Annotated in this window: 25 protein-coding genes and 2 pseudogenes; 5 read left to right on the top strand and 22 right to left on the bottom strand. The window is 36.4% G+C overall.

Annotated features, from left to right (window positions below):
- Nucleotides 1-1015 precede the first annotated feature (1015 nt).
- The gene (locus A33I_RS15330; RefSeq protein ID WP_022629231.1) at nt 1016-1906 is read left to right on the top strand and encodes a copper amine oxidase N-terminal domain-containing protein; all 891 of its coding nucleotides are present in this window, start codon (nt 1016-1018) and stop codon (nt 1904-1906) included.
- Nucleotides 1907-2022: 116 nt separating this feature from the next.
- On the opposite strand, the gene A33I_RS15335 is transcribed toward A33I_RS15330, so the two are convergent.
- Nucleotides 2023-2853: a copper amine oxidase N-terminal domain-containing protein gene (locus A33I_RS15335; protein ID WP_235806200.1), complete on the bottom strand. Its 831-nt coding sequence runs from the start codon at nt 2851-2853 to the stop codon at nt 2023-2025.
- 199 nt (nt 2854-3052) lie between these two features.
- Here A33I_RS15335 and A33I_RS15345 point away from each other — a divergent pair.
- From A33I_RS15345 to A33I_RS20335, 4 genes and pseudogenes are all read left to right on the top strand, one after another.
- Nucleotides 3053-3909 (top strand): annotated as a pseudogene (locus tag A33I_RS15345) (copper amine oxidase N-terminal domain-containing protein).
- Between the two features lie 378 nt (nt 3910-4287).
- A complete protein-coding gene (locus tag A33I_RS15350; RefSeq protein WP_022629234.1) occupies nt 4288-5118 on the top strand; it encodes a hypothetical protein in 831 nt (276 codons plus the stop codon).
- Nucleotides 5119-5223: 105 nt separating this feature from the next.
- Complete coding sequence (locus A33I_RS15355) at nt 5224-5508, top strand: helix-turn-helix domain-containing protein (protein WP_022629235.1); 285 nt, start codon at nt 5224-5226, stop codon at nt 5506-5508.
- 118 nt (nt 5509-5626) lie between these two features.
- Nucleotides 5627-6073, top strand: coding sequence for a competence protein ComK (locus A33I_RS20335; protein ID WP_235806201.1), 447 nt, complete (start codon nt 5627-5629; stop codon nt 6071-6073).
- Between the two features lie 181 nt (nt 6074-6254).
- Here the strand turns inward: A33I_RS20335 and A33I_RS15365 are convergent, their stop codons facing one another.
- The 21 genes and pseudogenes from A33I_RS15365 to A33I_RS20920 all read right to left on the bottom strand — a co-directional run.
- Nucleotides 6255-6746 carry an SMI1/KNR4 family protein gene (locus tag A33I_RS15365; protein ID WP_022629237.1) on the bottom strand — a complete coding sequence of 164 codons (492 nt, stop codon included), beginning with the start codon at nt 6744-6746 and terminating at the stop codon, nt 6255-6257.
- A gap of 14 nt (nt 6747-6760) precedes the next feature.
- A pseudogene (locus tag A33I_RS20340) lies at nt 6761-6835 on the bottom strand (sugar-binding protein); the annotation flags it as partial.
- Nucleotides 6836-6854: 19 nt separating this feature from the next.
- Entirely contained in the window at nt 6855-7217 is a 363-nt protein-coding gene (locus A33I_RS15370) for a hypothetical protein (protein ID WP_022629238.1), read from the bottom strand.
- A 21-nt stretch (nt 7218-7238) separates the two neighbouring features.
- Nucleotides 7239-8699: a T7SS effector LXG polymorphic toxin gene (locus tag A33I_RS15375; RefSeq protein ID WP_022629239.1), complete on the bottom strand. Its 1461-nt coding sequence runs from the start codon at nt 8697-8699 to the stop codon at nt 7239-7241.
- 342 nt (nt 8700-9041) lie between these two features.
- The gene (locus tag A33I_RS15380) at nt 9042-10001 is read right to left on the bottom strand and encodes a hypothetical protein (RefSeq protein ID WP_022629240.1); all 960 of its coding nucleotides are present in this window, start codon (nt 9999-10001) and stop codon (nt 9042-9044) included.
- Between the two features lie 5 nt (nt 10002-10006).
- Entirely contained in the window at nt 10007-11134 is a 1128-nt protein-coding gene (locus A33I_RS15385) for a metallopeptidase TldD-related protein (protein ID WP_022629241.1), read from the bottom strand.
- Nucleotides 11135-11333: 199 nt separating this feature from the next.
- On the bottom strand, nt 11334-12341 hold the full coding sequence (locus A33I_RS15390) for a cytochrome P450 (protein WP_338012141.1): 1008 nt from the start codon (nt 12339-12341) through the stop codon (nt 11334-11336).
- Complete coding sequence (locus tag A33I_RS15395) at nt 12334-14466, bottom strand: carbamoyltransferase C-terminal domain-containing protein (protein WP_022629243.1); 2133 nt, start codon at nt 14464-14466, stop codon at nt 12334-12336. Before A33I_RS15395 ends, A33I_RS15390 begins: the two co-directional genes overlap by 8 nt.
- Before the next feature lie 24 nt (nt 14467-14490).
- A complete protein-coding gene (locus tag A33I_RS15400; protein ID WP_022629244.1) occupies nt 14491-15993 on the bottom strand; it encodes a B12-binding domain-containing radical SAM protein in 1503 nt (500 codons plus the stop codon).
- 21 nt (nt 15994-16014) lie between these two features.
- Nucleotides 16015-16305, bottom strand: coding sequence for a hypothetical protein (locus tag A33I_RS15405; protein ID WP_022629245.1), 291 nt, complete (start codon nt 16303-16305; stop codon nt 16015-16017).
- Nucleotides 16298-17446, bottom strand: coding sequence for a radical SAM/SPASM domain-containing protein (locus A33I_RS15410; protein WP_022629246.1), 1149 nt, complete (start codon nt 17444-17446; stop codon nt 16298-16300). The genes A33I_RS15405 and A33I_RS15410 overlap by 8 nt, the downstream gene beginning before the upstream one ends.
- Before the next feature lie 64 nt (nt 17447-17510).
- A complete protein-coding gene (locus A33I_RS20915; protein WP_022629247.1) occupies nt 17511-17684 on the bottom strand; it encodes a hypothetical protein in 174 nt (57 codons plus the stop codon).
- 41 nt (nt 17685-17725) lie between these two features.
- Nucleotides 17726-18925, bottom strand: coding sequence for an MFS transporter (locus A33I_RS15415; RefSeq protein WP_022629248.1), 1200 nt, complete (start codon nt 18923-18925; stop codon nt 17726-17728).
- A gap of 375 nt (nt 18926-19300) precedes the next feature.
- Nucleotides 19301-20632 carry a glycosyltransferase family 2 protein gene (locus A33I_RS15420; RefSeq protein WP_022629249.1) on the bottom strand — a complete coding sequence of 444 codons (1332 nt, stop codon included), beginning with the start codon at nt 20630-20632 and terminating at the stop codon, nt 19301-19303.
- A gap of 169 nt (nt 20633-20801) precedes the next feature.
- Complete coding sequence (locus A33I_RS15425; protein WP_022629250.1) at nt 20802-20996, bottom strand: hypothetical protein; 195 nt, start codon at nt 20994-20996, stop codon at nt 20802-20804.
- A gap of 81 nt (nt 20997-21077) precedes the next feature.
- Nucleotides 21078-21257 carry a hypothetical protein gene (locus A33I_RS15430; RefSeq protein ID WP_022629251.1) on the bottom strand — a complete coding sequence of 60 codons (180 nt, stop codon included), beginning with the start codon at nt 21255-21257 and terminating at the stop codon, nt 21078-21080.
- A gap of 148 nt (nt 21258-21405) precedes the next feature.
- The gene (locus A33I_RS15435) at nt 21406-21852 is read right to left on the bottom strand and encodes a hypothetical protein (protein ID WP_022629253.1); all 447 of its coding nucleotides are present in this window, start codon (nt 21850-21852) and stop codon (nt 21406-21408) included.
- Nucleotides 21853-21954: 102 nt separating this feature from the next.
- On the bottom strand, nt 21955-22290 hold the full coding sequence (locus tag A33I_RS15440; protein ID WP_022629254.1) for a hypothetical protein: 336 nt from the start codon (nt 22288-22290) through the stop codon (nt 21955-21957).
- Between the two features lie 253 nt (nt 22291-22543).
- Nucleotides 22544-22801 (bottom strand): hypothetical protein, encoded by a 258-nt coding sequence (locus tag A33I_RS15445; RefSeq protein ID WP_022629255.1) that lies wholly within the window; start codon nt 22799-22801, stop codon nt 22544-22546.
- Between the two features lie 14 nt (nt 22802-22815).
- On the bottom strand, nt 22816-23139 hold the full coding sequence (locus A33I_RS15450; RefSeq protein WP_022629256.1) for a hypothetical protein: 324 nt from the start codon (nt 23137-23139) through the stop codon (nt 22816-22818).
- 202 nt (nt 23140-23341) lie between these two features.
- Nucleotides 23342-23780: hypothetical protein (locus A33I_RS20920; RefSeq protein ID WP_031311732.1), on the bottom strand; the 439-nt coding region annotated here is incomplete at its 5' end.

Genomic DNA, 23780 nt, shown 5'->3' on the forward strand with positions numbered 1-23780 from the left:
CGTACATTTTGAAAATGTACATATTGCTACTACTTCCTTTTGAGCTAAAACTACCTTATGTAGAACCTTGATCTGTGTTGCTAGACTGTAAGATAGTAATAAAAGGTAGATAATGAGTCTTTTGACCAATGCATTCCGATAGAAAGAACTCAAAATTTGTAGTAATTTATGGATAACAACTTGCAGGATTAGTATATTAATTGGCTAGTATTGTGTCAACTCCTAACAATTCCCATTTAATAAGGTTCATATATCACCCAAAAGTATGTAATTTACTCCAATTTCGTCAAAAATCGACGAGAAAACCACTAAAATTAACCTAATTTGTCCATTATATAGATACAATGTCACAATGCACCTACTCCTCTCTTAATCATTTATACCAACAAAAACAGATATACCCATTTAATAGTTATAAAGACCACAAGTATAGTAATTATCAAACAATTCTCTTGCTAACTTTTCCCGAAAAGATCATCACCCAGCTAATTTATTTAGACTCTAATTTACACTCTCCTCACAGACAATTCTATAATTTGTCCACTGGATGTGTACTAAATTTGTTTTTTCGTCTATTAAAGTCGAACAATGTCGACTTCCGTTTAACTCCATATTGTCATGACTTTAGACTCTGTAACAAGAATAGAATTACATCAAAAATAATAACTTCATCCTAGAGATAAATACACTCATTATTGGAACACTTATCCTTTGTTGCCAAGATATTTAGTTATGCATCATTCAAATCACATCAATAACTAGGTAAAACACTTCTAACGCTGAAAAATTTTTAAGCAATAGACTAATAGGAAAAGAGAGCTATTCCCCTGCAACATAAATTACCAAGCATTATTTCTTAGATGTTTTTTTAGGTTAAACAAAGTCATATATACTATAGAAGAAACTCATCTTCCTTAGCTAGACAGTTAAATACTCTCAGTTTCTCTTAATTCTTACTAATATGAAGGTACTTTACGTGTTACTATTAGACCATATCACTATAGGGAGGTACTTTATGTTTACAAAACGAATGGAAGTAAGTCTATTTACCGCATGTATTTTATTTATCATGATCACAGCATTTTCTTACCAGCCTAATCAAGCTAATGCCCAAACGGTTACATTAGAAGGGGGGCAAGCGGTTGATAACAGGGTGCTGGTACCACTCCGCTCGATCTTTGAAGAAATAGGGGCTACTGTTCAATGGGATCAACAGACAAATAAAATCACTGCGAAAAAGGATAATCGTACTGTCATATTATTTGTCGATTCTCGCCATACATATGTAAACGGCACTCATCATTTAATTGATGTTCCAGCAAAGGCTATTAACGGAAGAACTCTAGTTCCACTACGTTTTATAAGTGAAAGTTTTGGAGGAAATGTCCATTGGAACAGTGCAAGTTATCAAGCAATCATTCAGATGGCAGACAAAACGATTGTCGTTAATGTAGTAAAGCCGGCAGTACGTCCTACTCAAGCTCAAATTAAAAATCTCTTGAAGCAAGCTGAAGCTGCACAATTTAGCTTTGATGGAAGTAGATATTATACGAGGGCACAAATTGATAACAGATTAAACAAATACTTTACTAAAAGCTTCATTGATACGTTCCTAGCTGAGCGTTGGGAATATACTTATATCGGCGGAGTTAAGCATTATTTCTTTTATGGCAGCGACAATCTCTATTTATACTTAGAAACTGACACGTTCTATTCTTGGGATTGGCGTACTAAGTTCGATTACACCCAAAATCAATCCAGCCGAATTATCACAGTTAGTGAAAAATTCCCTGGGGCAGACCTCGGGCCCGTCATCTATTATCCTTTAACGTATCAAGTTCAACTTGTTGAATCTATAAATAAGAGCGATGGTTACAAAGTGAATAACATTCGTTATCTATATTAATAAAAAGGCCGGTAAACAATGTTTACCGGCCTTTTTATGATGGGATTATAATAGCTATTCTGTAGAATTTTAATACAGAAAAAAGAACTGCCTTTGCCGCAGTTCTTTTCTCTATGCTAGCGTAACGTAGCAATGATTGAATTTTTCAAGTGATGATGAACCTTCATATATTCCTTCTCACTGCCTTTAGGATACCTCATCATATATGGATCCTCACCAGGCGTATTAATAGCATATACCCAGCCATCGCTTGCTGTACCAATTTGTCTCCACATACCGTGGCTCCAATATTGATCCCAATCTCTTTTTGGCATCTTATATACCGCAAGGAGCCAGACATTGTCTTTAAAGTACACAGAGTCAGGATAATAGAAATCTGTTACATACGCAGTATAATTACCAGATCGTTCAACACCGCTACGGCTAATGATTTGACTTTCTACATCCACCGGAAGCGTAAATTGCGCCTGAGTAGATCCAAATGTCATCTGCACATTCTTTTTAGGAACACTTGGGTCAAGAAGGTAAATCTCTTTGAAATTCGGGTTATTCTTCCATATGACTTGAATACCAGATGCTTCACTTACAAACCTTAACGGAACGAACGTCCTCCCATTAATCGCCTTAACTGCAACATCTAACGTATGTACTTTGCCGTTCACTACCGCTCGCTTACTGTTAAGCTTTAATTCTATCGTAAGGCCTGGTTTACTTCCTTTTACAGTCTTCGTGTTGGCATCGTAGGATACTTGCAAACCTAATGCTTCAAAGATCGCTCGAAATTCAACTAATGTTCGATTTTGCTCAACATATACACCATGACTAAAATAAACCTGCTTCTCTTCTAGAAATACATTCATACGTTCAAACTTCGCTGCTTCAGCTGTACTTGTGATGAAGATACACAAAAATATCGTACATACAGTCATTATTCCAATGCGCCACATTTTCACTTTCCCATCCCCTTTGTTTATCTACAATTAAAGATATCATAAATTTCCATAAATATGTATATTAATTATGATAAAATACCTAAAATTATTAAGGCGAAGTGTATACAATGACCTACATAATAATTATAATTAGTAGTAATTATGACATAGGAGGTTTTTTATGAGAAAAGTATTTATTGCTCTTATCGTATTTATGTTCATTGCTCCAACCTTAGGAAATGCTTATTCACCAAACTATGTGTTTGATCATGACCCGATTTATGTATTTATTGACGGGAAGGAACCAGCATTTACAAATGAGCCCTTTTTTCAAAATGGGACTACTTTAATTGAGTTTCGTCCGGTCTTTGAGCTCCTCGGATTGCAAGTTGGCTGGGATCAAAGAAGATTACAGGAAAAAAACAAGGCCTTACGATTGAAATGACTTTAGGAAGCAGAACGGCCCTTGTTAATGGCAGAGCTGTCACGATGAGTGTAGCTCCTCAAGCACGAAGCGGACGCACCCTCGTACCATTACGTTTTGTAGCGGAGGCATCGGGTAAAAAAGTCGAGTGGAGCAGCAAGGCAAGAATGATCTTAATCAACGACGGGGTATATGAAAGAATCAATACCACTCTAACAAAAAATGATTTAAATCGTTCGATCCTCGATAATGCTAGAAGAGGATACCTTGGTCCATTCCACTACTCAGATATCACAGGTTACTCTACACGCCCTTTAGGTGATGTTGTAAATAAATTCGGCATGCCGGATGAACGTTATAACGGAACTGACGCTTCAGACGATAGACCCTTTATTTATTACGGAAACTATGCGATCTCTATAATAGGAACAAGCAATACCCATTACTTAAAGAACCCCCGAGCCACCGGCTTATCGATGTACTTTAATGAACGACTTACGCCGCAAGATGTTACGCGTGCATTAGGACCTCCTGATGCAAAGGAGATTGGAATGTATGATTACCTTGATTATTATGTAGGAGACTATGTCTTATCAGTCGTCTATTACGATAATTCTGTTTATTATTTCGAGTTATATAAGAGATAGAACGATAGGTATAATTATTAGCAGGAGAAAGGCCGCATAGAGCGGTCTTTTTTTCGTTTCTTCACACCGTTCATTTCCAGTATCTTGCATGTTTTATTCGAATAAACGGTGTTCTTGTTCGAATTATTAAAAATCCCATTCGAAAAATCAGCATTATATCCTCGATTAAGACAAACATTTGCTCATCATACTGTTTACTAACTTTTTAAACCCCTATTTCCTCAAAACACCTCTTTTTCTACGTCGAATCGTGTCGTTTTTAATACTCAAAACGGCTGTAACCCGCATTTCACCGTTTTCATTTTTACATTTTACCTATGTGCGTGTTTTGTTTTCACGTTTTATGCTAGCCCTATAAAACGTAAGGGGGCAGCATCTATGCATTCAGGTCATATTGATCAATTCACTCACTTAAGCAAGTTCAGCTCAACGGAGGAATTTAACCAGGCGATCACGGTTCATTTCAAACATCACCTTCATCAATTTACGAAAGCGGAAATCATTGCTCTTACCCGCTTAATTCGCTACAGCGTAAAGTACAACGGGGTATGTAATGCGAGAGCAGCTAAGATCGTGCAGGCAACACACCAGAACAATCCAGGCATATCCCGCTCAACATTTGAGAGAATGCTGGTGAAAGCTAGAACATTCGGCATCATTAAGATCTATCACACGATCCGCAAAGGTGGTGGCTACTCTCATTGCGTCTATGTCTTTCAGCTTCCAGAAGAACCGGAAGCGAAACAATTGAAGGATCGTCCACATACTGAAAAGCCTGATGCACTAACGCCTCAAGCCATAAAAAACTCCCCTAAAGCTATATTAAAACATAAAGCTATAAAACAAGATCAAGATCATAGTCATACTAGTACGACCGCTTCTTCAAATAATCAAATCCTCCATTCAACCATTCCAGAACGCTTCGTGAATGTCACTGAACCATTTACCACGCTCGCCCCGCAATTTACCGAACGACTTTGGTACAGCGCCTTATCTGCTTATAAACACACGGGCAGCACAGAACCCGTTGAAGACTCTCTTCCCTTAATGATCCAAGCCTTCAAAGTAACGATCGCTAAATATAAAGATAACCACATTGAGACAACGATCTTTCAATACTTTTACGGAACATTCCTTGCACTGCTTGCTGTCGAAGGAAGAAGAAAAACCGCAGAAAAGCACGGATTTCCAGTATGGCTTGTGAATTAGGAAAATAAATTTTAAATAAATACCATTTATATCCAAATCTTTAACTATAGGTTATGTTCTTATGATTCTAGCCATTGAATAATTTGGGGTAAAGGAGCTAGAATCATGCAAAAATCCCCCGAATTAAACAGAAGACTAGGCAGGATGATCCGTCTTATTCGCCAAGAAAAAGGGATGACACTAGAGAAGCTTGCAGAAAAGTCCCTTATCACTCCGAAACACCTCAGCTCAATAGAACGAGGAAAAACATCCCTTTCTGTTGTGAACTTACTCTTGATTGAAAAAGGACTGGGAATGAAAAAACCCGGTGCCATTTATACAGGTGACCTCATAGAGCTATACGAACATTTATATGAGTATGTACATGACCTTGATCAAGCAGATAAATAAGACGTCCTCTCTCCTCCCTACAATCATTTGTAGCACTCACCCCACTACTAATTCCACTAAGGAGCGATTCCCTATGACACCCCCTATTCTGAAAAGCTATGACATCAACCGAGATACCATGGCCCTTGTGCCAGCTTATTCACCCGACTATGATACGATCGTTTATGAAACCGAGCATACCTATTACGTCAAGGAGCTCAGTCACAGCATGATTGAGCGGGCGTGTATAGAGGGAGGCGCTACGTGCGAAGGGAGGCGTGATGCAGTTAGTAAATTAATCAATGTATCAAGCAAGATCCCGATCCCAATTGACCCGCTGAATCATATCTACGCCTTCCCCACTCACTCTCCATCCAAATTCGAATGCAACTGGATCTTTTACCACCATATCCACATCTTTAAGAAACTCTCCAATAAAACACTGATCACCTTCATGAACCACCACCAGCTTACCGTTGATATCACTCATGCGACCTTTGAAAAGCAAATGCAGCGCACATCGTTTTGTATAGTTAGACTGACACAACGGCCGGTGAAGAGGATGCGGAGGTTAGAATATGTGTGAGAATTTTTTGACTGATAAGTAGAGGTTATATATAGAATGGATGGGTAACCGAAGTCCAATCAACTTTTCCTAATGCTAAATACCTTGAATTGTCTGTATCAAAAAATGTGTCTGTTTTGCCCGCAATTCTTACCCACTGCTCCAATCTCTCTTGACATTCGAGGGTTAACAGGCACCAATTTTAAGCATTGTACGCATCACCTAAAGAATCAAAATCATTTTTTAACCAGTACCAATATTGACCCTTATTTTCGATAAGCCTCTCAAATAAATCAGTAAATGAAGTAGCTATAACTTGAGTTTCACCTACAAGCCCATGACGGTCAAAGAAACTGTCATAGCATCTACCAAGCCTCTCTTTAGCAAGGTCAATAGTTAGGTAATCGTCCTTTCCATCATTACAAATGATGTACCAATTAGATGATATATCCTCTTCACATAATTCACCTATAATTATTGGGTTAGCCAACACAAACTTATCTGGCGGAACCACAAAAGTTGGATAGTCCTCATGTTCAAATAAAACAACTCCCCCGCAAAGGCTGTAAAAATCTCTTACATCCTCAGGAAGAACGTGACTTGTTTCATCAATGATAGGTAATCCATTAGGTTCTCGTACACGACATCCTGTCAGATTTTTAATTTGTGTAAGTAATTTTTTTATCTTCTCCATTTACTTCACTCCCGGCTGTCGGTCCCTCTACTTACATAATTAGGAACATTATGTTTAGCTCGCACGTCTATAACCCCGTGATGGTTTTCTTAAGGCAAGTTATGCAAGTTAATTTACGTCCTTTAATTCTTGTTTTACTAAATCTAGAGCAACAGCCAATTTTATTTGATTTTGCTTACTAAGCCCTTTCAGATACTGTGGAACTGTTAATGTTTTAGCCTTTGGTTTCACCTCATAATTATGACGTTCTAATTCAATTTCTGCTATTAAACTATCATTTATGAGTATCTTATAAATATCCTCACCTTGTTCAGGTATCCAATGAATAATATATGCTGCTTTCAATTCTGGATATTCATACCTTATCACTTCAAGCAGCCTCTTTTTCTCTTCACTGTTGAAAAGTAACTGATTTGATTTAATCAGTTGTTCTCTAATTTCTTGTTCTGTTTTACTTCCAATTAGTTTCAAAATCCATCCCCTCCAAACTTTCTATTTCATTCGTCCTGGCGTCGCTGTCACTAAATTACCATGTTTATCAGTAAGAATAGTCATTGTTGATGTGGGCTGAAAATCATTAAACTTGTCGCGTCCAATTGGATTATCTAATGTTACTTCTCTTACATATCTAACTCCATCACCACTATCTATACTTTTAGTAACAGGAGAATCCACTACAGTTTTACTTGATAACAATGAACGTAAATCACCTTGTGTAATTGTAAACTGCGAAGCATTCTTGTTGGAAAAATGTCTATCTCTTACATGTTCCCATCCATCATTACTTATATTAATTCGTGACTGAACAATAGGGGGCATTCCCTCAACTTTATTTATTGCCTTTCCATCTACACCCTTAACACCTTTAACTGCTTTAGAACCTAGCTTAGAAAGACCTCCTGTGAGAATACCAGCTGCTGCAAAATATTTTTCCCAATCCTCTAACTCCCTTTTTGTTATAGGGTCTACTCCACTTTTAGCCTCTACGCCCGCTTTAATATTTCCTACAATTGGAGTGAAGTCCAAAACGGTAGAACCAATTTCACGAGAATGGTCTTTTGCCGCTTTCCCTACTGTTTTCGCACCACTTACTATCTGATCCCCAGCCTTCTGAAACCAGTTACGTTCCGACTCTGCAGCTACTGCCTTATTTACCTGAGCAGGTCTCGGGCAGCTTGGGTTTGTCCACTTATCAAAGGTTACTGCTTGTGTCATCCTTATATGAATGGCATAAGCTGGTGGCTGCATCTCTTTAAAAAATTGTGTGTTTTGTGTTTGAATTGCTGCTAGCTTTGAATTTAACATAAGATAGAAAGAATTGTACGTCAATTGATTTGTTAGATGCGTGGATATATTGCTTCCTTTTCCGTGGAACATCGCTTGAAGCTCCTGTACATATCGCTCCATCAGGGTTACATCTGCTTCCACCAATTCCAGTGACGCCGCCTGCTCATAATCAAACTGATGCAAGTGCTCAATCGTTTGGTCTTTTTCTTGCTTCGCTTTTTGGACATAGTGCTTTACTTCATCGTCTTTAATTAGAGGAAGCGCAACAACATCAGACACTGTTTGCATAACAGCATTTGTTTCATTCGTAAGATTAGCAGTCACCAACTCTGCTTGCCGCAAGCCCTGTTCTACATCATGCTGAAGGAAACTTTCTTGGATTCGACCATTTACTGCCGGCTCTAATGAATATAAGGAGGTTTTCATTTGAGATAGAACCTCATTGTATTGGGTTAGTGACAGCTTGAGGAATGTAAGCAATGGCAAATGCCCTTCTTGGTAGAAACGACGAATTGCCGTTCCTCCCTCTCCCTTTAACGAATTGCTCAAGCCAACAATGGCTGTAACACTTTCTTCTATTTTAGATAGCTGTTCTATATGTACTTCGATTTTAGCTTGGATCTCTTCTATACCACTATGTAAACCCGTCACATTCAATGCTTTCATCCTACCACCTCTGCTTCAAACAAAGAAATTATTAGGGGATTATAGATTGTTTTTCCTCCTACTACCAGAATAATACAGATCGCAATTGGATTAAATAGGAATAAATATGGATAATTGTTACTCATGAGCTTAAGCGCACATACCCTCTATCTAATTTCTATAAAAGAATACCCCTATCTCAATATCTCAATTAACAAAAGTCCATAAAACCATCTAAGAAACGATAATTATTAATACAAATATTATTCAAATGTGCATTGATTAAAAGAAAATTTAAAAAACCACCAAGCATATACTCAGTGGATCAATTTACCTTTCAATTATAATTTGTAAGATTCATCCTTATAAAAATTCCCTGAAAGTACCTTTAGGTTCCGGAACAAATAACCACGGGGATTCCCATGGAAAAACACCTTTCCCTTGTGAATTTAACCAAACTGAATGACTTAATATATTTTTGAAGTTTCCTTTAAAAAATTTGGTAAGCTGATTATTATGCCTATCAGTAAAAGTAACACTCCATATATTTTTTTCTACTTTATAAGTATCACTAACGACCAAATATTTAGATGTACTTAACCTAGTCTTAGTGTTAGGTTCCACACTAAAATCAGTTAAAAAGTGGCTGTACAGACCGCTATGGCCAGTCAGCCTTTCTTTAGATTTGTTACTTTGAATGGTTCTTATTCGATTGATGATCTTACCATCCTTAATAAAAATGATTGGTGATTTTTTCGTTCCTTCTAAATCAACTTTTAAATTATGAGCTCTATCTCTAATCACTAGGTTATTAGGTATATGGGTGTCAGCAGGTTGCTGAATTAATAAATTTAACCATTCATTATAATATATTTTCGAAAGTGCATGAGGGCTAATTATCCAAGAATACTCTAAAAAGCTATCGTCCTCAAATGTGATTGAATTAAGCAAAAAAAGGTTCTCTCTTTGGTCTTTCTCTATCGTATTAATAACAGCCTTATTATTCATTGATAACCCGTTGGATGTTTTAATAGAATAGTTCAGTATGACCCTTTCCAAGAAGTTCTCCTTTTTTATAGGATTAGAATCCCCATAATGCTCTGCAGGGCCTTGAAAGTGACTCTCAGTATAATCCCCTTTTTCTAAATTTAGTATCGCCTGTTCTAATTGATTCTCTATACTTAGAGCTCCCTTATGATAAAGGGAGACACCAATTTTATTATTGTTAATAACTCTTACTCTAGTAAAATCATCAACTAATTCAGTATATTTAAAATATTTTTTCTGCGTTATTACCTTTAAATGTAATACTTCCCACTCCATTTCTATCACCTTAATATACTTATATTTTTTAGTTGGATCGAAGGACTAATATTATGTGTTGGTATATTCTCGTGATTCTTTGTGCATATACCTTTAAATTCATTAAGATCATCACCAATTAAAGTTAAGTGTTCTGCTACCTTATTGATATGTAAAATCACCTTAAACGGCTTCAATACCCCAACTATTCTTCCTCTTATTAGCTGAAACGAGGTATTTATCGCTACACATATATACCCTTTATAAAATTCAGCGGAGGTTATATTAGTACAAAGTATTGTTTGAGTAAGATCTAATTTTGCATGACCTTTGTTTATCTTAATGTTGACTGCCCTTAACTGAGGTATTCCTCCCAATCCAGACCTAGCCACACCTGAAAAAGCAGACCCTCCATTTTCCCTTGCATTGATACGCTCACAAACTATACCCTCGCTAACTATTTGGATTTCGTTCGCCTCTATTCCTTCGTCATCATATTTTGGAAATTCCCCTTTAAATAGAGTGGCGCTTAGTGACTTAGGACCAATTTTACAGCCAAGCTCTAAAAATCCTTCTTCGATCCCGTGGCCTAAAAACTCATGAAAAAACACTGAAGAAACAAACGGATCAAAGGTAAGGTTGACTTTATTGGTTGATATATCTAACAAGGGATAAATCCTTAGATATTTAAAAGTACTATTTAGATTTAAGACTGTCTTTACAAGTTTTTTATTAACTTCTTCAAATGACCCACAGCAAAGAGTAAAGCTTTTTTGCAAGTCCTTGAATGTACATTGTATCGTTAATAAAATGTTGACGAAATCGTATGTCTGTTTTATATTTTTATTATTTTCATAAGTTCTTATACAACTTTCTATAGTGATATGGAGACAGTGAGTAATTTCACTATCTAAATAGCTTATTATTGTTTCATCCCATACCTTAATAAAATCACTGTATTCTTCCTCTTTAGAATCCATACTCTCCCATCCATGTTTCTGGATTGTCTCTTCAATTGAATGTTTTTCATTTATTTTCCTATGATATTTACCTTTTAAATACTCTTTTTTCAAAAGTTGTATTCGTCTGTCTCTAAGTTGAAAACTATATATAGAAAAAAGGTCCTCTCTTTTTTCGGAATATTCTTCTCCCATAAACATTTCACCTACTGTTTACAAATAATAAGATAGTACGGCATATAATTGTTTTGCAGTTGTCAAATGGCTGTGTGGGTACCTAAGAAAAGCCATTGACTTCGCCTATGTCTACCAGTAAATAACCTATCAACAAAGAAAACAACAAATGGCTTCTAAATACTTTCACCATTTGTTGCAATTTATATTTAAGTAACGACTAGCCACTTACTTCTATTTTATGATTTTCTATTGTTACTTTAGTAAAAGTCACTGCTATAGCTTTGGCTAGCCTCTTTCCTAAACAAAAATGAGAGCCATATCCAAAAACTAAATTATCTTCTGATGCGCCCCCAGGTTGTGTATGTAGAGGACATTTAGCTGCGTTTCTATCCTGCATGGCCCCTGATAAATTCAGGCCTATCTGTTCTCCTTTCTTAATTACTTTCCCTCCTATATCGACCTCTTCTTTTGCAAATCTACAAACAAAGATACCATTTAACAAACTAGCCGTTTCTTCAGCTAGTAAATCTAAGGATGTAGGAGATAAGCGAAACTTCTCCATAAGTTCTGGATCATCTATAACTCTATGATACAATTCTTTCGGTAATTCGATGGTTTTTGATAAGGCAATCATCTCTATAAAAGGTACGATAAAGGTTATTTTTTCGTTTAGATTAAGCTCTTGTTCTTCAATTAAGAAACGAATGAAGCCTTTTTTAATCCTAGCATCTATTAAAATCTTACGGACCTCACTAAAGACATAACTATATAATTCTTTAGATTGGATACACCCTTCCCCTTCTTTTAAGTAATAATCGTTAGCCATTTTAATGGCTATTATAAATTCCTTGCCTACTTTCGCTTCTAAGCCTAAAATATCTAATATACATTTCTCACAGTAAGTAGATATTATTTGATCATCTAATTTGACATTCTCTTCTTTTTTTATACCCTCTATAGCATTAAGAGCATTCTCACGAAGAGTGGTTTCAGCCAAATTTTCTACATATTCTTTAGTAAAATATTTAGAAAACACTCTTTTTAATCTCGGATAGTCGGTTTCTGAGGCAATACTTAAAGCCAAGAAGAAACTAGGTGTATCCTTGCTGATCTCGTTGACGTCAGGCGGTCTAAATTTATTTGACTTCATAATCATTTTAATCAAATCATAATCATTAACCATCCATCTCTCATTTTTACTATCATAAGTTACAGGTTTACTCATTTCCAATTGTAACAACCTCACTTATACCCTTAGGATTATCTAGCTTTAAAAGGTTGCTAAAAAATATAGCAGCATTTTTCATATTTGCTACATTAGATAATAAATCTACTACCTCTGAATATTTTTGATAATTACCTTCTTTCAAAATATTAATTATAGAGTGCGATTCAGATGGGTAATTCATATATTCCATAAGCTTTTCAATATGTAGAAGCGCACTTTCATGATCATTGTTATTAATTGCGTACCTAAGAAGAAGAGACTCATATCGAATTAAGGTAGTAGAATCTGCTTTATCCAGATTAATTGGATACTCATTTAGATAGTTAATTGCTTCAGTAGAAAAGTCTGCAGCCTCTAAACTTAAAGCAACTTTAAGAGGATTAATATTAGACTTTTCAAACGCTTTCTTTTTAGAACGTTCTAAAGTACTTTTAGGAATGTGATTTAACTCGATTACATAATTGTTTATAATCAGTGCATCTGCCCCTGATAATAAAAATTGTCTTACAGCATCTTCTGGGGTTTCGACCAATGGTTCCCCTAATAAGTTGAAGGAAGTATTAAGTACTGCAAATGTTCCGCTTTTCTTACCAAAATGATGTATTAGATTATAATAGGTAGGCTGCAGTGATTTTGAGACTGTTTGATATCTAATAGAATGATCTACATGTCTTACACTTTCAAGAGATTTCTCTTTCACTTGTGCCACACTTAACATATACGGAGATAATGACTTAGGCACTAAAGCATCCATTACGTAATGACTAAGCTCCTCCTCTAATACACTTATCCCAAAAGGTCTAAATGCTTCTCTGAACTTAATTTTTGAATTAATCTTATCTGTTATGTTTTGTTGAGTAGGATCAGCAATAATACTTCTTGCTCCCAATGCTCTAGGCCCCCACTCGCTTCCCCCTTGAAACCAACAAATAATTTTACCCTCAGAGAGTAATTCAGCGCCTAATTCAGACGAATTAATTACTTTTGAAAATGGGTTTAGTCCATATTCTTCAAAGGCTTCTTCGATTGTATTTTCATCATATTTCTTTCCTAGAAAAGGATTGAAATCAGCATAATCTTCTCTTTCTTTATTATAGTATTCTAACCAGCCATACATCGTTAAACCTACGGCAACACCATCATCAGTTGACGCTGGATGCACATAGATATCTTCCCAACCACCCTCTAGTATTTTTTGGTTAGTCGTACAATTTAAAGCTACTCCGCCAGCATAGGATAATGTTTTATAATTAGTTTTTTTAAATAACTCACCTGAGATATAAAGAATAGCTCTTTCTAATTCCTCTTGCGCCTTGTACGCTAGATCAAAGCCTAATTGGCTATTCCAGTTAACTGGTTTATATTTCTTTAGGAGATCTTCCAAATGATTAATAACAATCTTCTCATTTTGCAGGGGGAGGAGATGGCTAAAGAACTTATCCAATCGATATAAGTCAATATTTACAGAGTCCTCAATAAGTTCTATTAATTCTCCCCACTCTTCTCTTTTCTTCCCATATGGAGCCAGTCCCATTAACTTTCCGGCTGCGGGCATTCCTGCTTCACTTAGACCTACTAAAGCAGCAAATGCGTCATAAAACATGCCTAGACTGATATTAGAATTTGTCCCCTTTATGGATTGAATCAGCTTTAATTTACTGTTACTTCCTTCATACATCGAAATCTTCTCATAACTTCCATCCTCCAAATGATGGCCCTGTTCATCTATTACAAGGACAGCACTTTCTTTAAAGGGTGATGTTCCAAAAGCACTGTAAGCATGAGCTAAATGATGTGATGGAATAGGAGGCTCAATCACTTTTGAACGATCTACTGGAAGGTATTTCAATAAGGTTTCTTTACACAAGTTTATAGATCTCCCGCAAACTATTAAGTCAACATCTGCTAAAGTAATACTCTCTTTTTCTAAAACATACGTTATCGAAGCTAATGGTGGTAAAACTATATCTTTAGGGGAATTGTGATAAAAACCCTCCGATTTCTTTCTTCTATCTAAACGCTCTTCACTAATGGCTCCTACTACTCGTCCGTTTTTAGACAGAGCAGCAGCCCGATCATGATTAGACATACTTACACCTAAAATATAAATGTCTTTACTCAATTACAACCCCTCCTTCCCGATATTTTAGACTTGCATCAATGCTTCTATCTGCCCTGACTCATTTTTAATTGATTCAAAAATTCTCCTCAATTCGTTTCTGTTCGGTACTGTAACCTGAGCTGCAGGTCCATTTATTTGCCTTGAAGACTTAACTTCATTAATTAATAATTGACTCATCAAGTAAGCAGTAAAAATCTGATTGCGGGTGAGATTTTGAGTTTGAGCCGTTGCATACCCACCAGATTCTTGAATATCTTCCATATCTCCTACTATTGACATGCCATACTTATCGCTTTTCTCAGCATACTCAGTTCCAGGATGAGGGCAATATACATACGTATTAATATTGTCTACTGTTCCTGTATTTAAAAGGTTAAAGATGGAACTAAAGCTTGTAATGATAGAATCTACGGTTTCTTCTGGAGTCCCAATAATCCATTCTAAGTGTACTTTTAATTCATTATCTCTTGCTATTTGGACAGCACTTAATACCGTTTCAAACTTTTGACCTTTCCCCATTCTTTTGAGGATCTTATCATCGGCATTATCTAAGCCTAAATACACTCTGTTAGTAACCGGTTGTATTAATTTTGCTATAGTTGGAGTCAATAAGGAGGAGTGAGTATATAACCCTTCAAGATATATGTCTTTCTCCTTAAAGACGCGAACAATTTCTTCTACATGTTCTTCATCTCTTGTAAAGATCTCGTCTTCAAGAAATGTGATTTGCCCTTTATCACCTACGTACTTATTAAAGGAATCAATTTCTTCAGCAATTTTCTTAGCACTTTTTTTTCGGTAATTTAACCAATTGGGCACACCACTACAAAATCTACATTTAAATTTACAGCCGAGGCTTGTTCTAATACTAAATGGGATATTAAAAGGTTTTATTCCTTTATATTTTTCATAAAATTGAAAAGCCGGGCCTAATAAATGAAAAGCAGGCGGTGCAACTCGTTCAAGATCATTTACCATCGCAGGTATAGGTTCTTTTCTACTTGACTTTAATAGAAGACAATCAAATTCCTCTTCAGCTCTTTCTAAATTTTCGGAAACTATCGTTCGGACTATATTCCCTATTTGTTCTTCAGGTTCACCCACCACTACAAAATCGATATTTTCTACTTCACTAAATAACTTGCTTTTTAGTACCGTTCCTATTCTGCCTGTCACTCCAATTTTAATCTCAGGATTAACTTCTTTTAATATTTTCGAAATAATCTTCATGCCGTATAAAGATGCTGTACTTCTACTTGGAATAAAGTGGTCTGACGAAAAAATAACTATATCTGCTCGAGACTCCCTTAATAGGTTTTCAAGAATATGTATGTCGGTCTCTTCATTAAAAGCATGAAACAAATTAATTAAGGGATAGTAGGATGTTTGAAATCCTGCTTTTTCTATTTGGGCACTTAAAATTAATGGGGGGGAATCCCAAGGTTCACCAAATGGATAGAGAGGTGATATTGATGTTCTAAATACAGGCCTTCTAAAAGGGGCCAAGACTAATACATGTTTATCCAAGGTATTCACTCCTTTTTTTGATCATTCGCCAACCCATTCACCACACCAAAGAAATAACGGCACACCAGCCGCTCTTAGATCATTCAGTAAATTACTTGCTGCTTTTCTTAAATAAGCTGGGGTCTCACCGGTAACTTCGGCTAACTGTAATAAACCATTCTCAACATCTTTTGTAGTCATTATTTTTATCATTTCATTCATATCTTTATTGCCTTGAACCAAAATCCCAGAAGCCCTAATTTCACAGCCATCTTCATTAGAATAGATGCGGATGGCATTACACCCTTCACCGATCACCTTCATATCACGCATTTAGTAATACTTCCTCTCTCTTTATTATTGGGCAAGTATAGTCATAAGCATTAAGATCAGAGTACTTTGCGTATGCTCTTGACCTCGATCCTCCGCCACATATATCTTGCAGACCACAATCTTTGCAATTTGATTTTAATGTGTCTAACGTAAGCTCTCTTATATCTCTTAGGGATCTAGAAGTTTTCCAAATCTCCTCAAGTGAGTCATTCCTTAAATTTCCACATTCCAATTCTTCTTCTCCAATCACTAGTACCGATGGATAAACTTCACCATTTGAAGAAACAGATAATTCTGCAACCCCAATAATATCGCCTATTGAATGAGTATTTTTAAAGTTCCTTTCTCTTAATGGGCTTCTGTAATTCCACGACGCCTCTGCATCAACAATACTTATATCCTTTTCCACTAGCGGAAGATAGAACTCCCAAGCTGCCGGTACGGATATTTGCATATTTGGATAATTTCCTTCTAATTTCTGTGCTGTTAACTCAGAAAATAAATTTGACCAATATTCGTATGGCAGTTCAAACTTGTCTAAATGCTCTTTACCGTAACCTCCTGGGAAAAATTTAATTCCTACAAATGCATGAGCTCCTAAATCCATAGCCAAATTATAAGTAGGAATAAGGTCATCCATAGTTGCTTTAGTAACAGTGAAATTTATTGATGTAATAAATCCAGCTTCAACAACTGTTTTAATTCCTCTGACTACTTTTTCAAATACAGGTTTAGGATCAAAATTTGGATTATTCACTTGTTTTCTTAAAACGCTATAATTTTCTGGGGTTGACCCATCTAAACTAATATTAATCGCCAAATCAGGGCAATTTTCTTTCAGCTTCTCCACCATTGATTTACTCAAAAAAAGTCCGTTAGTTATAATGGAAACAGTCCATCCCGGTAAACTGCAGGCATGGGTGAGGATTTGTAAAATGTCGCGTCTTATAAAGGGTTCCCCACCTGCAAAAGCAATCTTTAACGTACCCATTTGATATAAGTCATCAATAACTTTAATAATCTCATCTGTTGTTAATTCATTATCTAATTTCGGACCTGAGGAACTATGGCAGTGTGAACAGGCTAAGTTACAACCATTTGTCAAATTAAAGTCTACATGAGATGGACCTCTTGAAAACATTCTTCAATTCTCCTCCTATTAAAAAATAGGAGGTTTCCCCCCTATTTTTTTGATTTAAGTATAATTACATTTTGGAAGCTTCTAGTTGAACAGCATGTTTTAATTCTTTCAACATCTCAGGAGAAATTGGTGTTGGCTTAGTAAGATTTCCAGCCTCAGCTACAGCCATAGGTGCTGTTCTGTTCCATTGCATTGAACTAACTTGAGTTGCCTCAAATGCAGGTTTAAAAGTACTCATTTATATCACCTCCTTTACATAATTTACTATCTGTTCGGAGATTAACTGCTTAATATTTTGTTCTCTGCTTGATTAGTCGTGATGTTAATAATATAAGTGGCAACTACGATCATTATAGAAATTGATCCAAATATACCAATCATCACCTCGAACCCGATGGTATCAATCATTAAGCCTATGCTAACTAATAAAATTTGAGCTACTACACTCTCTAAGACTCTCTTAAATGAAAAGAATCTCCCTAAATAATCAGTTCTTATCGTCCTTTGATAAAGAGTTGCTGATAAGGGTAAGAAAATACCCGCTGAAAACCCAAACAATCCAAAAGCTATAATAGAGATATAAGAGATCTCCACAAAAATTAATAGAAGTTGGGCTGCTGCCATTAATACACAAGCTAACGAAAGTAAAGAAAAGATATTTTTATTTTTAGACAACCTTGCTACTAAAATGCCCGCTAGTAAAATGCTAGCACCTTCAACTGCATAGAGCGTCCCCTTTATTGATTGGTCATTTAAAATATTACTAATCTCAATAACCATTAGATTGAAGCCAGAAATAAAGAGATAAGGGATAATTGAAAGGATTAATGCATAGATTACGATTTGATTTCTTTGTAATTCTGGAAAGATGGCTCTAAATGACATATTCTTTTGAGTGTTATTTATTTCTTTAGTACCTTCTTCATCTACCTTCAGGAAGTATAAAGAGCCTAATAATACAATGTATGCTGCTAAAGCCAAAGTGTATAAGATATGTAATGTGGTAAATACTAATAGCGCCCCCGCGGTAGCTGCCCCTAATATTCTAGAAATAGTCATTAGGTTCATCTGCAGAGCATTAGCACTGGTTAACTCTTCTTGTTTAACTATTAAAGGTAAAATCGATTGCACTGCTGGAAAATAAAATGCTGAAGATATTCCCATCAACAGACTATAACCTAACATCCAATAAATGGAGTTCAGCTCTAATGCTATAAACATCGTACCAATAGCTAGTACTCGCAGGAGACTAGCAAATATTAATACATTCCTCTTACTTCTACTATCGATGAGCCTACCTGCAACAGGTGCACAGACTGCGCCTATAAAAGCCCCAAATACCAAAATTAAAGCTTGTAAGAAGCTAGAATCCAAAGTATTTTGTAAAAAATCAAGATTTCCAATAAGGCCAAACCACATTCCAAATTCTGCCCCTAAAATGCCTAACATAAGTATTAATAGATTCTTATTTTTCCACATAGAACCTCCTTTTTAAAAAGTGAATATCCATTCACTTCCTTAGAAATAATTATAGAATATTATTTATATTTGATTAAATAGGGGGAAGTTGAGTGGGAGAAGTTCTAAGCTGTACATACTCTAATTTTCATAAGGTAACTAGTTAATTTTCAATGTATTATTATTATAGTTATAATGAATGACTTACCTTTTTAATCTTCTAGGGGTCACTTTACATTGAGAGGAAGGCTTTTCTTTTGGGATCAGTCAGCCTACAAAGGCACACAAAAAGAAAGCCCACTAAGCCGATGCTGAAGTGGGCAGTTCATATTATAAACAAAATTCGGTTGGTCAGGGTCACATCATCTTTAAGTATTAAGAGCTAGGTTACAGACACTATCTCCAAACTCTCCTTAACTTAAAGAATTCCTGAAAATATCCATATACTGACGTGGGGCTCATAATAATTTGATAGATTAGTATATAAGCGATCAAACCTATTATATTCTTCCTTATTCTGAGTTTAAGGACTTTAAAAACATTTTTTTGATAAGAATAAAGAATATAGTTAATTAATAGTGCCAGCGGAAGCACCAGTATCGTCATAATCCCAGCTAACCAATAATAGCCTAATAACGCTAGTAGGAGGCCAGGAATCCAGAAAAATGTGTACATGAGATCAAGATAAGGCATTAGTAGATTAGAGCTGGTTAAGTACCTTGTATAAATATTTTTATGCTGCCAAGGCTTCACCACTTTCAATGCTTCTATCATACCTCTCGCCCATCTGCTCCTTTGTCTAAAGAAATGATCTACCTTCTCTGGAACTTCAGTAAAAGCCACTGCTAAGGGTTCAAAGTAGACTTTTTGTTTATTCTCTAATAATTTCCATGTCAATACGATATCCTCACCTATTGCATCTGGCCATCCACCTGCTAGTTTTACAGAATCCGTTGTATATAATGAAAAAGCACCTTGGGCAACTAGAGTACCTTGAAATAAACCTTGAAGCCTTTTGATACTTGCAATCCCAATAAAATAATCCCACTCTTGAATTTTAGCCAATAGATTTCCCCTGCTATTTCTTACAAGCACGGCACCAGCAACGGCACATACATCTTCTGGGGCAGATAATTTACGACGAACAATATACTTAACAGCCTCTTGGTGCAGAAGTGTATCTGCATCTAAAGTTATAAATAAATTGGTCTCCACCTGAGTTAGGCCAGAATTAAGTGCATAATTTTTCCCTGGTTTAGGCTCAGAAATAACTGTGACCATTAACCCTAACTCTTCACCAATCTGTTTAGCGACCTCAAATGTTTTATCACTTGAGTTATTATCTATCACGATAATGCGGATATCTCCTTCGTAAGACTGTTGCTTTATATACCTTAACGTTTCACCAATTTTATTCTCTTCATTATAGCAAGCAATTAAAATAGTTATTGGCTCCTTGGGGTTCTCTATACGAAATGGTGGTTGACGATCAAAAAGGAGACTAGAAACCATAAATGCATTCATATAACCAGGAATATAAGCAATCCCCGCAATCACAAATAAGGCTATTGGCAATGTTACTAATTTACCAAATTCTAAAACCCAAGGATAAGAGACAGCAATAGAAAACACTAACCAAAATAAAGCGACTCCGTGACTGATGGCAAATTTCTGTTTGACAGGAATGTACTTTGCTCTCCGTTCAACACCAACATCATCCTGAATCATACCCTTCCCCCCAAGAGTTTATACAAAATGAACCAAGTCCAATTACCCAATCATCACCCTGTAAGATAAGAGTATTATTGTTAAAGTCATTATAGAACTTGATTCATCTGCTAAAATTCACGGTTATAAAGTCCTTTCACGGTAAGAGTTTATCTCGTATATCATTCATTCAAGTATTTACATCTCGATTAACAAGCAGCTTCGCAAGATACACAATCACCTTGTTTCTTAGTCGTGCTTTCCCATTCACATGAGTCAGAAGCTTTTGGACTTCTTCTTCCGTAAAGGCCTCTACTTTCTTCTCGCTTCCTTCAGCTAGTTTAATGTGGTCTTTCTTTAAGTGAACAAAGATTTGGTCAACCATCTTCTTTTCTAACAGGTAATGATTAAAGGATAGGAGACTGGTTATTTTGGCATTACTAGTTGAAATGGTATACCCTTTCTCTTATAGGTATTGAATGTATTGAACAGCTAAGTACCTTGTAAGAAGTGACTCCTCCTTTTCAGCTTTTGTTTCTCTAAATGTTAAGTAATGGCGTACGTTCCCAGTGTATGTTTCCACTGTTTTCATAGACTTTCCATCCTCAATCAACCATCTCCGAAAACGTTCTACCTGCTCTTTCATCCTGTTCACCTTCAATCTTTATCTAGTTCTTTAATGACTTGGGTCGCTAAAGCAATGAGAACCGTGACAAGCGCCTTTTTCCACATACCCTCACCTCCTTCCAACCAAAAGAACCTCATGCCTCGAAGAGACATAAGGGTTCATCACGTTACAATTTCAGTTTAGAAAAGTATTCAGAAAGGGCATGGTTTAATACTTTAGTGGCCGATAATCCGTATCGTTCCTTAATCATTTTAAGCTTCTGATCATTTGTATGAGTCATATAGGTTGTCACTCGTTTATGAGTATCTTCAAACTTCAGCTTCTTTTGAAGCAGCGTTGATGGTTCCGCTTTTTTAGCAGTTTTAGAAGAAGGCATGTCCTTCCCATTAGGAATTTTCACCTTTATTCGCTCCGATTTCTTCTCATCTGACGCAGCTTCTGGTGGCTGTTTAGGCAACACTTGACTTCGTTCCTTTGGTTTCTCTTGCGACTCCATTCCTCTCTCTTCTTTTATCTTCTTCCACCCTTTCGCAAACTTCTCTTCGCTCTCCGTTTTCTCTTTCTTGACTGTCACGAGTCTCCCATCTTTCTTTCGTATCGCTTTTACTGTCATTTCTCTCACTCCTCATTAAATAATGCAGGTAAAGACATCATCGTCTACGTCAATGTAGACATACACATTTACCTAATCATTTGTTAAGAGTGATTTTTCCTTTTAAAGTCCTTTCGAATGAAAGGCACTCACCTTCCCCCTCCAACTTTTAAGCGTCGTTTCCAAATGAACAAGGTATTCCTCGGTTAACTGTACTTTCCGATCTGAAGTAAGTAGTGCCTCTAGGCTTTCAATGTCTTCAAGGACGAGATCTCTAATGTGATTTACGGCAATTAAGAAATCTTCTTCTTGGATTAGACTAACAAGACACAATGGTTTACTTTGACTACCACCTTCTTTATTCCATTCATCTACAATGTAATCCGCTAACTCTTCCAATTCTTCTCTCGGAATGGAGCCCTCTTCCTCATGATTTCGATTCTTTTTACGATCAGGCATTTGTCTCACCCCCTTTCCCGCTTCTCTGAGACGTTTCTAGGCCGATTTTTCATCTTGTCTGCCCAAAACATCACTCAATTGCCCTGCCCCATGTTTCTGCACGTTTCTCACGTTTTCACGACATACTTTAAGGAATGCCGTAAACGCAAAAAAGAGAAACTGATGTCGTTCATCACCTCCTCTAAATGCCTTCTAGTAAAAATACTTATGCAGTAAAACTATTATCTAATTACGTACTTAATGCCGTGAAATCCTAGATGTCACTCTTCATCCGCTCAAGGTAACGAATGTAATTTTCAATGAAATACCGATCTGCTAGTTTCGGTATACCAGACAAAATATGACGCAAACGATCCTCACTCACCTCAACCTCTTCTTCAACCATGTCCTCAAGCAGACGCTCCAACAGTTCCTCTTTCGTTAGTAAATCTCCTTCATACCTCTCGGTACTCTCATCAAACTCCTGAAAATAATCCTCACCATCTAAAACGATCTTGTGGTAGTAGTTCATCCTTTCCTCTCCTCCTAAAGTAAATCTAGCGGTACATTCTCATCTACTAGTACTCCATTCTTTAAACACAAGCCATGAAGCCATGTCATTGAGAAGTAAACATCCGTTACAACGCAAAAAATCCACTCCTCTTCATCTTCATCCGTGTAGCTGGATGTATGAAGTAAAAGTGGATTCGGTAAGGTGTCTAGTACTCTTTCTGGAAAAAGCTCGGTGTCGATTTCTTCATGATCTAGCATGACAGCTTCCCAAACAAGGCAATGGATGTCGTTGATTGACATGTCAATCTCGTGTTCTTGCCAAAGGTATTCAGAAAATAGTCTACTTAATGGTTCCATGATGATTCCTCCTTCTAAAATAGAAAAAGCCCTAACCTCTTGGATGAGGTTAGAGCTAGATTAATGCTTATTCAGATTTATATTAAATGTTTCATCTGTGGTTTATTACGGTCTAAAAGAAGAAAGCCCTGCAGAGATTTCTCTCCACAGAGCTTCTATTCATTTCCAAATTATTCTTTCAGAAAATCTATATTATATCTTATTAAGGAGTTACTGTAATATCCCAAGTAATACCCGTATCATCAGTAGCTGTTGCAGTATATGCTACATCTGCCCCGTTTACTTTAACAGTAAATGTTACAGTTGCTCCATCTACAACTGTTGTAACTGAAGCATCATCACCATCTTCTAAAGTGATAGTTAAGACACCATCCGCTTCAGTAGCAACCGCAGCATCAATAGTTCCGCCAGCTCCATCGGTAACAGTTGCAAAACCATCAAGATCAGCTGGAAGTTCAACTGCAGGAGAATACGTTAATACAATTGTATTTCCATTAGAAGCACTCTCTACATTAAATGCATTTCTTTCATCAACAGTTTGCTCAGCTGCTTCAAGATCTAGTAGATTTGTTACTAATGCTTGTTGTGTTGCTGTTAAGCCATCATATGCAGCACGCGCAGCAGCTACATCTGCCTCAAAT

The organism is Alkalihalophilus marmarensis DSM 21297 (assembly GCF_000474275.2).
In the GTDB taxonomy this organism is placed as follows: Bacteria; Bacillota; Bacilli; order Bacillales; family Bacillaceae_D; genus Alkalihalophilus; species Alkalihalophilus marmarensis.

Bases quoted from the DNA above. Each gene is read 5' to 3' on its own strand.
- A33I_RS15330 (WP_022629231.1), top strand. From the start codon at position 1,016: ATGTTTACAAAACGAATGGAAGTAAGTCTATTTACCGCATGTATTTTA.
- A33I_RS15335 (WP_235806200.1), bottom strand. From the start codon at position 2,853: ATGTGGCGCATTGGAATAATGACTGTATGTACGATATTTTTGTGTATC.
- A33I_RS15350 (WP_022629234.1), top strand. From the start codon at position 4,288: ATGCATTCAGGTCATATTGATCAATTCACTCACTTAAGCAAGTTCAGC.
- A33I_RS15355 (WP_022629235.1), top strand. From the start codon at position 5,224: ATGCAAAAATCCCCCGAATTAAACAGAAGACTAGGCAGGATGATCCGT.
- A33I_RS20335 (WP_235806201.1), top strand. From the start codon at position 5,627: ATGGCCCTTGTGCCAGCTTATTCACCCGACTATGATACGATCGTTTAT.
- A33I_RS15365 (WP_022629237.1), bottom strand. From the start codon at position 6,746: ATGGAGAAGATAAAAAAATTACTTACACAAATTAAAAATCTGACAGGA.
- A33I_RS15375 (WP_022629239.1), bottom strand. From the start codon at position 8,699: ATGAAAGCATTGAATGTGACGGGTTTACATAGTGGTATAGAAGAGATC.
- A33I_RS15380 (WP_022629240.1), bottom strand. From the start codon at position 10,001: ATGGAGTGGGAAGTATTACATTTAAAGGTAATAACGCAGAAAAAATAT.
- A33I_RS15385 (WP_022629241.1), bottom strand. From the start codon at position 11,134: ATGGGAGAAGAATATTCCGAAAAAAGAGAGGACCTTTTTTCTATATAT.
- A33I_RS15390 (WP_338012141.1), bottom strand. From the start codon at position 12,341: ATGAGTAAACCTGTAACTTATGATAGTAAAAATGAGAGATGGATGGTT.
- A33I_RS15405 (WP_022629245.1), bottom strand. From the start codon at position 16,305: ATGCGTGATATGAAGGTGATCGGTGAAGGGTGTAATGCCATCCGCATC.
- A33I_RS15410 (WP_022629246.1), bottom strand. From the start codon at position 17,446: ATGTTTTCAAGAGGTCCATCTCATGTAGACTTTAATTTGACAAATGGT.
- A33I_RS20915 (WP_022629247.1), bottom strand. From the start codon at position 17,684: ATGAGTACTTTTAAACCTGCATTTGAGGCAACTCAAGTTAGTTCAATG.
- A33I_RS15415 (WP_022629248.1), bottom strand. From the start codon at position 18,925: ATGTGGAAAAATAAGAATCTATTAATACTTATGTTAGGCATTTTAGGG.
- A33I_RS15420 (WP_022629249.1), bottom strand. From the start codon at position 20,632: ATGATTCAGGATGATGTTGGTGTTGAACGGAGAGCAAAGTACATTCCT.
- A33I_RS15425 (WP_022629250.1), bottom strand. From the start codon at position 20,996: ATGGTTGACCAAATCTTTGTTCACTTAAAGAAAGACCACATTAAACTA.
- A33I_RS15430 (WP_022629251.1), bottom strand. From the start codon at position 21,257: ATGAAAGAGCAGGTAGAACGTTTTCGGAGATGGTTGATTGAGGATGGA.
- A33I_RS15435 (WP_022629253.1), bottom strand. From the start codon at position 21,852: ATGACAGTAAAAGCGATACGAAAGAAAGATGGGAGACTCGTGACAGTC.
- A33I_RS15440 (WP_022629254.1), bottom strand. From the start codon at position 22,290: ATGCCTGATCGTAAAAAGAATCGAAATCATGAGGAAGAGGGCTCCATT.
- A33I_RS15445 (WP_022629255.1), bottom strand. From the start codon at position 22,801: ATGAACTACTACCACAAGATCGTTTTAGATGGTGAGGATTATTTTCAG.
- A33I_RS15450 (WP_022629256.1), bottom strand. From the start codon at position 23,139: ATGGAACCATTAAGTAGACTATTTTCTGAATACCTTTGGCAAGAACAC.